General features: G+C 74.5%; 10 protein-coding genes. 5 read left to right on the plus strand and 5 right to left on the minus strand.

The features are described from left to right. Both ACTHMF_RS09625 and ACTHMF_RS09630 read left to right on the plus strand, forming a co-directional pair. Window positions 1-672: zinc-dependent metalloprotease (locus tag ACTHMF_RS09625; RefSeq protein ID WP_440317254.1), on the plus strand; the 672-nt coding region annotated here is incomplete at its 5' end. A gap of 111 nt (window positions 673-783) precedes the next feature. After that, window positions 784-1674: a TOMM precursor leader peptide-binding protein gene (locus tag ACTHMF_RS09630; protein WP_440317255.1), complete on the plus strand. Its 891-nt coding sequence runs from the start codon at window positions 784-786 to the stop codon at window positions 1672-1674. Here the strand turns inward: ACTHMF_RS09630 and ACTHMF_RS09635 are convergent. Both ACTHMF_RS09635 and nudC read right to left on the minus strand, forming a co-directional pair. Next, complete coding sequence (locus ACTHMF_RS09635; protein ID WP_314149718.1) at window positions 1568-3280, minus strand: ATP-dependent helicase; 1713 nt, start codon at window positions 3278-3280, stop codon at window positions 1568-1570. The genes ACTHMF_RS09630 and ACTHMF_RS09635 overlap by 107 nt on opposite strands. Beyond that, window positions 3277-4299, minus strand: coding sequence for an NAD(+) diphosphatase (gene nudC, locus ACTHMF_RS09640; RefSeq protein WP_314149717.1), 1023 nt, complete (start codon window positions 4297-4299; stop codon window positions 3277-3279). The genes ACTHMF_RS09635 and nudC overlap by 4 nt, the downstream gene beginning before the upstream one ends. Before the next feature lie 62 nt (window positions 4300-4361). Here nudC and ACTHMF_RS09645 point away from each other — a divergent pair, with 62 nt between their 5' ends. Continuing rightward, window positions 4362-5414: a phosphotransferase gene (locus tag ACTHMF_RS09645; protein WP_440317256.1), complete on the plus strand. Its 1053-nt coding sequence runs from the start codon at window positions 4362-4364 to the stop codon at window positions 5412-5414. 100 nt (window positions 5415-5514) lie between these two features. Here the strand turns inward: ACTHMF_RS09645 and ACTHMF_RS09650 are convergent, their stop codons facing one another. Further along, entirely contained in the window at window positions 5515-8832 is a 3318-nt protein-coding gene (locus tag ACTHMF_RS09650) for an ATP-dependent helicase (RefSeq protein ID WP_440317257.1), read from the minus strand. Between the two features lie 13 nt (window positions 8833-8845). Then, window positions 8846-11983 (minus strand): ATP-dependent helicase, encoded by a 3138-nt coding sequence (locus ACTHMF_RS09655; protein ID WP_440317258.1) that lies wholly within the window; start codon window positions 11981-11983, stop codon window positions 8846-8848. Window positions 11984-12089: 106 nt separating this feature from the next. On the opposite strand from ACTHMF_RS09655, the gene ACTHMF_RS09660 reads away from it, so the two are divergent. Both ACTHMF_RS09660 and ACTHMF_RS09665 read left to right on the plus strand, forming a co-directional pair. After that, window positions 12090-12314, plus strand: a complete 225-nt coding sequence (locus tag ACTHMF_RS09660; RefSeq protein ID WP_440317259.1) for a DUF3107 domain-containing protein — start codon at window positions 12090-12092, stop codon at window positions 12312-12314. An 11-nt stretch (window positions 12315-12325) separates the two neighbouring features. Beyond that, window positions 12326-12628 carry a hypothetical protein gene (locus ACTHMF_RS09665; protein WP_314149445.1) on the plus strand — a complete coding sequence of 101 codons (303 nt, stop codon included), beginning with the start codon at window positions 12326-12328 and terminating at the stop codon, window positions 12626-12628. Between the two features lie 34 nt (window positions 12629-12662). On the opposite strand, the gene ACTHMF_RS09670 is transcribed toward ACTHMF_RS09665, so the two are convergent. After that, on the minus strand, window positions 12663-12983 hold a 321-nt coding region (locus ACTHMF_RS09670), incomplete at its 5' end, for a ferritin-like fold-containing protein (RefSeq protein ID WP_440317260.1).

The raw sequence follows: 12983 nt of genomic DNA on the forward strand, positions 1-12983 counted from the left end.
CCCACGCACCGGGGGCGGCTGGCCCGGGCGGAGCGCGCGCGCCCCCACGCCAGGCTGTTCCGGCACGCGAAGTGGCTGCGGCTGCAGTTGATCACGCAGATCACCGCCTTCGCGCGCGGGATCACGATCGACACCGACCGCCTGGAGTCGCTGGCCGAGAGCTTCGACCCGTCGAACCCGGAGGAGCTGCGCCAGGCGATGGTCTCCGGCGCGCTCATCCCGCCGAAGACCGAGGAGCAGCAGGAGGCGCTGGAGCGCTTGGAGACGGTGCTCGCGCTGGTCGAGGGCTGGGTGGACGTCGTCACGGCCGGCGCGACGCGGCTGCTGCCGAAGGCGGACGCGATCGCCGAGACCGTGCGCAGGCGGCGCGCGTCCGGCGGCCCCGCCGAGTCGGCGTTCGCGACGCTCGTCGGTCTGGAGCTGCGGCCACGGCGCCTCCGCGAGGCGGCGGCCATGTGGCAGGCGGTGACCGACGCGGTCGGCCAGGAGGCGCGCGACCGGCTGTGGTCGCATCCCGACCTGCTGCCGCAGGCCGCCGACCTCGACGACCCCTCCGCCCTCGTCTCCCGGCTCACCGCGGCCGCGTCCGGCCAGGAACCGGAGCGCGACGAGCTGGACCAGGCCATCGAGGACCTGCTGCGCGAGGATCGCGACCGCCCCACCGAGGACTGAGCGCCGCTCCGCCACCATCGCCTCGGAGTTCTTCACGACTCCGGAGGCGGGGCGCGCGGCTGGGCTGTGGATAACGGCGTGCGGTCGCGGCGGGCACGGCAGGATGCTGTCGTGGTGTTCCTGCTCGATCCGTCCCGGCCGCCGGTGTGGCGGTCGCCGCGCGCGCTGCAGTTCGGGGTGGAGTCCCCCGCGCTCGTGCTCGACGACCCGTCCGTGGCCGAGCAGCGGATGATCGACGCGCTGAGCCGCGGCGTCGGGAGGGGCACGTTGCGCACCATCGCGCGCGCGGCCGGGGCGCCGGCCGGCGCCGCCGACGCGCTGCTGGACCGGCTCGCGCCCGTGCTCGTGCCCCCGGGCCGCCGCGACGAAGCGGGATCCGGACGGGTCGTGCTCGACGGCGCTGGACCGACCGCCGCGCGCATCCTCGCGCTGCTCCGGGAGGCCGGCGTCGACGTGCACGCGGGTCCCGCCGGCGACGACGTCGCCGTCGACCGGGCGGACGCGGCCGTCCTGGTCGGCGCCTACGCGATCGCGCCGCGGCGGCACCAGCGCTGGCTGCGCAGGGACGTGCCGCACCTGCCCGTGGTCTTCGGCGACCTGGCCGTCGGCGTCGGTCCGTTCGTGACGCCGGGCAGCGGCCCGTGCCTGCGCTGCGCCGACCTGCACCGCCGAGACCGCGACCCGGCGTGGCCGGCGATCGCCGCGCAGCTGCACGTGCGTCCGGCGCCCGGGGAGACCGAGCTGATCTGCGGCGCGGTCGGCTCCGTCGCGGCGGGAGCGGTGCTCGCGCACCTGGCAGGCGACGCCCTCCCGGTCGGCACCGCTCTGCGCTTCGACCGCCGCACGCTGCGCTGGTCGGAGGAGACGCGGACGCCGCATCCCGAGTGCGGGTGCCTCAGCCCTGCCGCGCCGCCCTGGCCACCGGTGCCAGCTCGGCCAGGAACCGGGACGGCTGCCGGGCGGACGGGCGTCCCGGCTGGTTGCCGCGCCGGGACCAGCTGAGCCGCAGCCGCTTGCGCGCGCGCGTGATGCCGACGTAGAGCAGCCGGCGCTCCTCGTCGATCTGCTCGAACCCGGTCGCGTAGCTGATCGGGACGAGGCCCTCGCTGAGCCCGATCAGGTGCACGGAGTCCCACTCCAGGCCCTTCGCGGCGTGCAGGGTCGCGAGCGTGACCGCGGACAGCGTCGGCTCGTGCTGGCCGGCCTGCCGTGCCAGCAGCTCGTCGGTGAACTGCCGGAAGGTGGCGCCCTCCGGCATCTCGTCCACGAGCCCCATGATCGCGTTCAGCGACTCCCAGCGCGCCCGCACCGACCCGCGGCCCTCCGGCGGCTGGACCGCCCAGCCGAGTGTCCGCAGCACGTCGCTGACCGACTTGAAGAGCGGTTCGTCCGTCGCGGCGACGCTGGCCGCGCGCAGGGTCATGATCGCCTGGCGCACCTCCGGCAGATCGAAGAACCGCTTGGACCCGCGGACGGTGTAGCTGATCCCCCGGTCGCCGAGCGCCTGCTCCAGCGCCGCGGCCTGCACGTTCACGCGGTACAGCACCGCGATGCTCTCCGGCCGGGTGCCGCCGGCGATCTCCGCCGCGATCCGCTCCGCAACGGCGCGCGCCTCCGCGCGGTCGTCCTCGAACGCCTCCGCCTCCGGCACCTCGTCGCCCGGGCGGGGCGTCGCGACGGCGTGCAGCGTCAGGGCGCCCGGCCGGCCGCGCATCAGCCGGTTCGCGGTCTCGATCACGGCCGGCGTCGACCGGTAGTTCTGCTCCAGCCGGACGACGGTCGCGCTGCGGTGCTCGCGCTCGAAGTCGAGCAGGTAGTCGCTGCGGGCGCCGGCGAAGGAGTAGATGGTCTGGCTGGCGTCGCCGACGACGCACAGGTCGCTGCGGGTGCCGAGCCACAGCTGCAGCAGCTGGTGCTGCAGCGGCGAGACGTCCTGGTACTCGTCGACGACGAAGAAGCGGTACTGCTCGCGCACCTGCAGGGCGACGGAGGGCTCGGTCTCGATCATCCCCGCGCACACGAGCAGCACATCCTCGAAGTCGATCTGCTTGCGCTCGTCCTTCAGCTCCTCGTAGCTGCGCTGGATGTCGACCACCTGCTCCGCCCTGAGCGTGCCGGGCAGCGGGCGGCTCTCCGCCAGCGCCGCGTACTCGTCGATGCTCAGGCCGGACACCTTGCGCCACTCGATCTCGGCCGCGACATCGCGCAGCGCCGCGGTATCGACGCGCACACCGAGCTTCTCGGCAGCGTGGCCGAGGATGCGCCCTTTGCCGTCGAGGACGCTCGGCAGCTGGCCGCCCACGACCTGCGGCCAGAAATAGTTCAGCTGGGCGAGCGCCGCGGCGTGGAAGGTCCGCGCGGACACCCCGCCGGCGCCCAGCTGGCGGAGCCGGCCGCGCAGCTCGGCGGCGGCCCGGTTCGTGAACGTCAGCGCCATCACCCGGTTCGGCGTGAACGCCCCGGTGGCGACGCCGTAGGCGATGCGGTGCGTGATCGCCCTGGTCTTGCCCGTCCCCGCTCCCGCCAGGATGCAGACCGGGCCGAACAGCGCCTCGGCGGCCACCCGCTGTTGCGCGTCGAGGCCGGCGAGCAGGTCCTGCGGCGTCACGCGGCCGCCGGCGGCTCGTCGAGCGGCCCGCCGTACCAGTCTTCGATCAGGGCGCGCGCGATGGACGAGCGGCCGGGCAGGATGATCTGCTCGCGCGCGTCCCACAGCTCGTCGCGGCTGAACCAGCGCAGGTCGAGGATCTCCTCGCCGTCCGGGTCGAGCGCGGCCGGCGCCTGGTCGTCGGCGAGCCTGGCGGTCATCCCGACCATCACCGAGGCGGGGAACGGCCAGGGCTGCGAGCCCTTGTACCTGGCGTCGACGACGCGGATGCCCGCCTCCTCGAAGATCTCGCGCTCCACGGCCGACTCGAACGACTCCCCCGGCTCCACGAACCCGGCGAGCAGCGAGTAGCGCGAGTGCTCCCACATCGCGTTGGAGCCGAGCAGCAGCCGGTCGTCCGCGTCCAGGACCGTCACGATCACCGCGGGGTCGGTGCGCGGGAAGACCTCGGAGCCGTCCTCGAAGCAGCGCCGCACCCAGCCGGCCTGCTCGACGACCGTCGGCGTCCCGCAGCGCGGGCAGTGCGTGTGCGACGCGTGCCAGTTCGCGATCGCGAGCGCCTCCGTGAACAGCCCGGCGTCGCGGTCGCTCAGCGCCGTCGCGACGGTGCGGAGGGTGCCCCAGCGCGACTCGTCCGGCTCCAGCTCCTGCGCCGCGGCGTCGGTCAGCACCTCCAAAACGACGGCCGTACCTGCGGGCTCGCCCGGCGCGTCCACCAGGGTGCGGCCGAGGTACACCCGGATCAGCGCGGCGGTGACGCGCTCGACCGGCAGCAGGTCCAGGGCGGCGGGGCCGGCGTCCGGTGCGCTCCAGCCGTCGCTCGCGGGCGTCGCCGCTTCCACGCTCTCCGGCGTCAGCAGCGCCCGTCCCTTCCAGAGCGCGAGGACGCGGGTGCCCTCCTCCTCCCAGAGCTCGTCGAACAGCGCCGGCCGGGAGCGCGCGGCGTGGTCCCGGTCGACGGCGTGGCGCGACAGCGGGAGGGCCGCGAGCGGCAGAGCTGAGGTCGGAGCGGACGACATGGAGATCCTTTCAAGGCGTGGCGGACCAGCCCGCGCGCGGAAGGCCGTTTAGCCTAGGGGACATGGCCAGATCCCCTCTCACTCTAGCCGCGCTGGCCGCCTCGGCCGTGCCCGACCTCGTGGTCTCCGGCGCCCGCGCGCACACCGCGGCGGGGGCAGGCGAGTACGACTCCGCGCTGCTCTCCACGCGGGACGGCAGGACGGTCATCGTCCGCGTCCCGGTGTCCCAGGCGGCGGAGACCGAGCAGAGTTCGGACCTGGTCGCCCTGCGCGCGCTGACCACCGGGATCCGCAGCCGGCTGCCGTTCGACGTTCCGCAGTACCTGGGCCAGGCGCCGGTCGGCGGCACCCGCGCGATCGTCTACGACTTCCTCCCCGGCGAGCACATCGCGGTCGAGGACGTGCCGCCGGGCGACGGGCTCGCCGGCTCCATCGGTCACGCGATCGCGGCCATCCATGCACTGCCGACGAGCTTCGTCGGGGAGGCCGGCCTTCCCGTGCTCTCGGCCGCGGAATGCCTGAACTCGACCACGGCCCTTATCGAGTCGGCGGCGTCGACGGGACTGCTGCCGGTCGCGCTGCGCGATCGCTGGCGGGACGCGGTGGCCGACCACTCGATCTGGCAGTTCCAGCCGACGGTGATCAACGGCGCGCTGACCGCCGACTCGTTCCTCGTCGAGGACGAGACGGTCACCGGCGTCCTCGGCTGGTCCGCCCTGCGCGTCGGCGACCCCGCGCGCGACCTGCACTGGCTGCTGGCGATGAATCCCGAGGCAGCGGACGGTGCGCTCGGCGCGTACGCGTCCACCCGCCAGGTGGCGACCGACCGGCAGTTCACGCAGCGCGCGATGCTCTACGCGGAGCTGGAGGTGGCGCGCTGGCTGCTGCACGGCCGCGAGGTGCGCGACCAGCACATCGTGGACGACGCGGTGCAGATGCTCGACGGGCTCGTGGATCGCGTGCACAGCAACGCGGTGAACCCGCTCTCGACCGCCACCGGCCCGATCCTCGCGATCGACGACGTCGAGGCGATGCTCGACCGCACCCCCGGCGACCGCTCCGCCGGCCGCCCCGCCGGCATGCGCCCCGTCTCCGACGACTCCGCCACCGCCTGACCGCACCCGGTCCCACCCAACTCCCCGGCCGCCGAGCACAGGAAAAACGTCGCCCTTCGACGCGAGAGGCGACGTTTTTCCTGTGCTCGGCGGCTGGAGGTCAGGGGCGGGTGACGGTGGACCAGAGGGCGACGAGCTCGGACTCGGTGTAGAGGCGCTCGGGGCGGACCACGACGTCGTCGGCGACGAAGTAGAACACGGCGTCGATCCGCTCCGGGTCGATCCCGGTGTGCTTCGCGTACGCCAGCCGGTAGAGCGCGAGCTGCAGCTGCTTGCGCTCCAGGTCCTCCGCGTCGCGCGGCGCCTTGCCGGTCTTCCAGTCCACGATCTGGTGATCGTGCACGCCGTCGTCCACCCGGTAGACGGCGTCCAGCTTGCAGACGACGACCTGCCCGGCGAGCGTCACGTGGATCTCCAGCTCGACGTCCTCCGGCGCGCGATTCGCCCACTCGCTCGCGGCGAAGGTCGCCTGCAGCTCGGCGAGACGGTCCGCCTCCAGCAGCTCGCCCGCCGGGTCGTCGAGCTCCGCGCCGTGCGCGTCCAGCACGTCGGCGGCGCCGGCCGGCGTTCCGTAGCGCTCCTCCACCCAGCGGTGGAACAGCGTGCCGAGTCGCGTCTGCCGGTACGGGCGCTCGGGCATCGGCCGGCGCAGCTGGGCGGCGACGGCGGCCGGGTCGCTCACGAAGTCCTTGAACCGGGACGCGGGGATGCGCGCGGGCAGGGCGACCAGACCGGCCTCCGCGGCGCGGCGGGCGCGCTCGGCGAGCAGGAGGTCGAGGTCGCGCGCGTACACGCCTCCGCTGCCTGTCCCCCGCTCGCGCGCGGCGCGGACCGCCTCTGCCGCCGCCAGCACCCGGTCCCGCCGCCCGCCGAGCGGGTCGAGCGGCCAGGTCACCCGCTGGGAGGCGGGCGCGAGCGGATTCTCGTCCGGCTCGTCGCACGGCGGGAACGCGTCCTCCGGGAGCAGTCCCGCCGCCTGCAGTTCGAGCAGGTACGCCCCCGGCCCGCGCGGCCGGGTCTGGGTCGACCAGTACGAGCCGGCCAGCAGCAGGCTGTCCCGCGCGCGGGTCACCGCCACGTAGATGAGGCGCCGCTGCTCGTCCAGGTGCCGCGCCAGGTTCTCCGCCTCGAACTCGGCGATGGCGGCGTCGAGCTCCCGCTGGTCGGCGGCGGTCCGCCACGCCAGCACCGGCAGCTCCGCCGAGTCGCCGCGGAACTCGTTCGGCAGCTGGCCGAACGCCAGCCAGCCCTTGCGGCTCTGCGGCGGCCCCGGCAGCTCGCCGTCCACCATCCTCGGCACCGCGACGACGTCCCACTCCAGGCCCTTCGCGCCGTGGATGGTGAGGATCTGCACGGTGCCGGGCTCCGCGTCCTCGCTGCGCGGGGCGAGATTGTCGCGCTGCTCCGCCTCGGCGAGCCAGGCGAGGAAGGAGCCGAGCGTCGCGCGGTCGTCGCTGGCCAGGTAGGACGCCACCTGCTCGGCGAAGGCGTCCAGGCTGGCCTGCCCGAGCTGCGCGGTCTCGTTCGCGGCGACCTCGATGTCGAGCCGGAGCTCCTGCTGGACGAGCGTGACGAGGTCGAGCAGGTCGAGGCCGACGCGCGAGCGCAGCCGGTCGAGCTGGCCGCCGGCCTCGCGCATCCTGCGCAGTCCCTCCTCGCTGAACGCCGCGAGCTGGCTGTGCCCGTCCGGCGCCTCGACGACGAAGTCGAGCGCGTCGACGATGGACGCGGACTCCTCCCCCGCCACCGAGCGTCGCAGCCGGTCGCGCACGGCGGGATCGAGCTCCTGGAAGCGGTGGTCGCGCCCCGCGAGCCAGGACGCGATCCGCCGCAGGGCCGCGATGTCCTTCGGACCGACCCGCCAGCGGGCGCCGGTCAGCAGCCTGATCAGCTCGGAGCCCGCCGTCGGGTCGTGCATCACCCGGAGCGCGCTCACCAGGTCGGCGATCACCGGCTGCTCCAGCAGTCCGCCGAGGCCGAGCACGTGGTACGGGATGCCGCGCCGCGCGAGCGCCGCCGTGAACACGTCGATCTTCTTCAGCGACCGGCAGAGCATCGCCGCGGACGGCGGCGACCCGTCCGCATCCCGCCGGGCGAGCCGTTCGCCGAGCCACGCCGCGACGGACTCGGCCTCGTCGGCCACCGTCTGCTCGAACACCGCGCGCAGCTCGCCGGTCGCCGCGCCGGGACGCGGCTGCAGCAACTCGACGTGCACGGGCGATCCGGCGGACAGCGGCGCGACGAGCGTGTTCGCGGCGTCCAGCACGCGGGTCGGGTTCCGCCAGCTGGTGGACAGGGCGTACTCATCGGCCCCGCGCGGGACGCCCGTGAAGTCTGTCGCGAACCGGCCGAGGTTCGCGGCGCTCGCGCCGCGCCAGCCGTAGATGGACTGGTGCGGGTCGCCGACCGCCATCACGGCCTCGCCGGAGAACAGCGTCGCGAGCAGCCGGGTCTGGACCACCGAGGTGTCCTGGTACTCGTCGAGCAGGACGACCCGGTACCGCCGCCGGTAGTCCGCCACCACAGCGGGCAGCCGCTCGCAGACCGCGAGCGCGAGCGCCACCTGGTCCGAGTACTCGACGAAGCCGCGGCGGCGCTTCTCCTCGGCGAACTCCTGCGCGAGCTCCAGCAGCGGCGGCAGCGAACCGACCGCCTCGACCGCACGCAGCACCGACGCGTACGGCTCCTTCTTGCCCGCCTTGCCGAACGGCAGCTCCACGATCCGCGAGAAGGACTCGACCATCCTGGCGACGTCGGCGGCCTCCGCCACGTTCTCGCTGAGCGCACGGCTGAGGCCCAGCACGGCGCTCGTGACGCTGTCCACGTTGCGGTCGAGGTCCACGAGCCGCTCGTCGGTGGAGGCGACGACGATCCGCCGCGCCAGCTGCCAGGCCGACGCCTCGCTCAGCACCGCCGACTCCGGCTCGCGCCCGATCAGCAGCGCGTTCTCGCGGAAGATCGCGTTCGCGAACGAGTTGTAGGTCGCCACCTCGGGCGCCTCGAACGGGTCGAACTCCACGTCGGTGAGCCCGGAGGCGACCAGCTGCTCGATGCGCTTCCTGATCCGGGCGGCCAGCTCGCCCGCCGCTTTGCGCGTGAAGGTGAGGCCGAGGATCTCGGGGACCCGGACGTGCCCGTTGGCGAGCAGCCAGACCACACGGTTCGCCATCGTCTCGGTCTTGCCGCTGCCGGCGCCCGCGACGACGATCGCCGGGCGCAGCGGCGCCTCGATCACGGCCTGCTGCTGCGCGGTCGGCAGCGGCAGGCCGAGCGTCTCGGCGATCTCGGCCGCACTGATCGCGCGCCGCGGGGCCGGACGCTGCTCCGGTTCCGGCTCGGAGAGCGAGAAGGCGCGCTCGACCAGATCCAGGTCGGCGTGCTCCGCCGCGATCTCCAGGATGTCGTCCTCGTTCGTCATGCTCGCCTCCCTCTCATGCGCTGACCGCGGGGACCAGGTGGATGCGGTACTCGTACTTCGCGTGCGGATCGCGGTCGCCGAGGTCGACGACCGCCGCGAACTCGGCGCCGGCCATCCCCGCCGCGGCGTCGGCGACGCGCGCCTTCAGCCGCTCGAGGCCCTCCGCGTCGACGCGGTCCTGGGCGACCTCGCGGTACGCCTTGCCGCGGACGCCCTTGGCGACGAACAGCAGCTTCGCGCCCCCGGAGGGAAGCTCGCCCGCGCTCTCGATCGCGCCGTGCTCCAGCGCGAGCTGGTAGGCGCCGAGCTGCGCGTGCGAGGCCGCCTCCGCCGCGCTCGGCACGCTCCTGCCGGTCTTCAGATCGACGATGACGACCGTGCCGTCCGGGGTCCGCTCGACCCGGTCGATCGTGCCGCTGATGCGCGCGCGTCCGAGCTCCAGCACGAACTCGCCCTCGGAGCCGAGCAGCACGCCGCCCGCCCTCCCGAAGTCGCGTAGGTACTCGGAGACGCCGGCGACGAGCGAGCGCGTCCGCCTGCGCTCGCGCTCCTCGATCCAGGGCGACTCGAAGGCGAGCTCCGCCCAGCGCTTCTCGATGCCGGTCCACAGCGCCTCGACGCTGATGTCCTCCGCCGCGTCCGCCTCCTCCATGACCGCGTGCACGACCGTCCCGATGCCGGCGGCCAGCCCGCTCGGGGAGGCGGCCATCTCGTCCACGAACCAGGCGAGCGGCGACTTCTCGTAGGTGGCGAGCCGGGACGGCGACACCCGCACCATCGCCTCCTGGTCCCCCTCCAGGTCGACCAGCGGTTCGGTGGTCGTGGGCTCGGCGAGGCCGTACCACTCGGCGGGATCGGCGCCCTCGACGCCCGCGTCCGCGAGCCGCGCGAGCGCGTCCGCCGCGTCCGGCGACCCGGTGGTCGCGAGCCGGCGCCGCAGCCGTCCGGTCATCCCGCGGAGCGACAGCGGGTGGATGCCATCGTCCGGCAGCTCGACGGCGACGTCCCCTGGCAGCCGCAGGAACGGGGACGGCTGCTCGTCGTCGTTCGCCGTCGCGGTGAGGATGACCTGGCCGCGTGCCCTAGACACGGCGAGGGCGAACATTCGCAGCTCGTCGCCGAGCACCTCGGCGCGCTCGTCCGCCGCCTCGCTCTCGCGGCCCTCGAGCGCGGCCTCCAGGTCCTGCGGGTGTAGCAGGGACCCGCGCAGCCGCAGGTTCGGCCACACGCTCTCCTGGAGCCCGGAGACGGCGACCACCTCGAACTCGCGGCCGACGGTCGCGCTCGGTGTGCACACCAGCACGGCGTCGCCCGCCGTCTGTGCGGCGAGCGTGTCCTCTGGCACCTCCGCGCCGAGCAGCTCGACGACGAAGTCGGAGGCGGGCCGCTCCGGGTAGCGCTCCACGAAGCGGCGCGCGGCGGTGAAGAGCGCGACGACGCCGTCCAGGTGCCGGTTCGCCTCGTCGGCGACGATGCCGGAGCGCTCCGACTGCTCCAGCCAGCGCCCGGCGAGCCCGCTGCGCTCCCACGCGTGCCAGAGCAGCTCCTCGATGGTGGCGCCCTCCTCCGCCTTCTCGCGCCCGGAGCGCAGCGTCTCGGCCAGCCGGGCGGCGCGGCGCGCTGGCGAGGAGTCGATCGTCGCCAGGTGTGCGGGGGCGGAGAGCGCCTCCACCAGCAGGTCGTCCCCGGAGCGGTTGCCGTCGCCCGCGAGCTCCTCCTGCCGGAGCGCCAGCCGCAGGCGGCGCAGGCTCACGCTGTCCAGGCCGCCGAACGGGCCGAGCAGCAGGTCGGTCGCCACCTCCGCCGTCAAGTCGAGCGCGCCGAGCTCTACGCCGGCGATGTGGATGAGCTGCCGGGCCGCGTAGTCGTCGCGCAGCGCCCGGCCGGCGATGCTCGTCGTGGTCGGCACCTCGGCGACCGCGAGCGCCCTGGCCAGGCCGGCGATGTGCGCGCCGCTGCGCACCACGACGGCCATCGCGCTCCACGGCACGCCGTCGAGCAGGTGGCGTTCGCGCAGCAGCCGGGCGAGACGCGCGGCCTCCGCCGGCGCGGACGACGCCTGCAGGACGAGCACCTCCTGCCGCTCGGCGTCCGCATCGCGCCCGGCCGCCGCGACGCGCTGAACGCCGGCGGCCGCGGTGCCGATCCGCTCGGTGACGCGCGCCGTGAGCTCGCGCAGGCGCGGGGTCTGCCGGTGCGCGGTGGACAGCACGAAGCGGGTCACCGGGACGCCGATCCTGCTCTCCAGCTGCCCGAGCGCCGTCGCCTCGGCACCGCGGAAGGTCGTCGCGGCGACGTCGGGGTCGCCGAACGCGACCACCGCGACGCCGCGGGCCGCGAGCGCGCGCAGCAGCGCGACCGTCGCGACCGTCGCCTCCTGCAGATCGTCGACGAAGACGACCCGGAGCGCGTCCAGCGCGCTGCCGCCCGCGACGACCGCGACGGCGGACGCGATGAGCTCCGCGGCGTCCACGAACCCGCCGCGATAGCTGTCGAGAACGCCCTGGTACTCGGCGATGAAGCGCGCGGCAGCCCGCCACTCGTCGTGACCGGTGATCGCGCCGAGCTCGGACAGCCGGGACGGGGAGACGCCGCGCTCGGCGCAGCGCCCGATCAGCTCGCGCAGCTCGGTGCGGAAGCCGCGCAGCATCCGCACCTCGGGGCCGAGCGGCTCCGGCCACACCGGTCCTGTGCCGTCCTCCAGGTGGCCGGCGAGCAGCTCGGCGACGATCTGGTCCTGCTCGCCCCCGGTCAGCAGCCGTGGCGGCTCGTCGCCGGTCCGGCGCGCCCGTTCCCCGACCAGCTGGAAGGCCAGGGAGGTCGCGGTCCTGGCGAGCGGACCGCGCGTGGGGACGCCCAGCCGCAGCGCGATCCGGTCGCGCAGCGCCGTCGCTGCGGCACGGGAGGCGCTGAGCGCGAGCACCTCGCCCGTCGCGTAGCCGCGCACCAGCACCCGCTCGGCCAGCGCCTCCACGAGGGTCGTCGTCTTGCCCGTGCCCGGGGCGCCGAGCACGGCGGCCGACGCGCCGTCCGGGAGGGCGAGCACCTCCCCCTGGGACGCGTCGAGCGACCCGGCCGCGGCCGCGCCGTCCGGGCCGCCGAGGCCGTCCGCCTGGCGCTCGGCGCGCGGGAGGAAGCCTCTGATGGTCATGGCATCCACGCTAACGGCGTCCGCCGACAGAGAACGCGACCGGCCTCGGAGAGCCGTGTGCCGTAGTCTGAACTCACACCAGCCGGAGACGTCGAAAGGCACGTACGTGGAGATCCGCATCGGAATCGTCAACGCTCCCCGCGAGCTCAGCTTCGAGTCGGCGCAGTCCGCCGACGAGCTCGCAGAGCAGGTGCAGGCCGGCCTCTCCGACGGAAGCGGCATCCTGCGCCTCACGGACGACAAGGGCCGGCACTACATCGTGCCGACCGCGGGCATCGCCTACGTCGAGCTCGGCACCGAGGAGTCGCGCCGCATCGGCTTCGTCGGCTAGATTCCCGTCTCGTGGAACTGCTCTTCGTCGCGCTCGCCGGCGCCATCATCGGTCTCGCCGCGCGCTACCTGCTCCCGCACCGGCACACGCACGGATCGGTCCTGATCCCCGCCGTCGGCGTGAGCGTCGCGTGCATCCTCTGGGTCGCCCTCACCTGGGCGGGCCTGAAGTGGGACGGCGGCTGGATCTGGTGGATCACGCTGCTGGGCACGATCGTCGTGACGGCCGCCGCCGACCTCGTGATCGGCCGCGTCCGCACCGCGCACGACGACAAGCTGCTGCACACCCTCGCCCGGGGAGCCGTCGCCCGCTGAGCGACTCCGCCGGCGCCCGCGCTGCGAGCGCGCGTCAGGCGGTGAGGCCGAGCGCGTCCATCCGGCGCGTGTGCGCGGCGATCAGCTCGGTGAAGATCGGCTCGATGCGTTCCTCGTCGGTCGCCGTGTTCCCCGAGAGGTGCAGCGCCGAGCGGGCGACCAGGAGGGTGTCGCCGACCAGGCGACGTCCCCACATCGCCAGCCGCGATGCCAGCCGCGGGTCGGCGCCGATCTCCTCGCGGAGGATCTCCAGCAGCGCCTCCTGACCGGAGTCGGAGCCGAGCAGCTGCGACACGCGCGGACCGATGTCCCCCGGCAGGCCGCCCGCCAGGCGGATGAAGAAGTCGTCGAGCAG

Source organism: Leifsonia sp. (assembly GCF_051955155.1).
Lineage (GTDB): Bacteria > Actinomycetota > Actinomycetes > Actinomycetales > Microbacteriaceae > Leifsonia.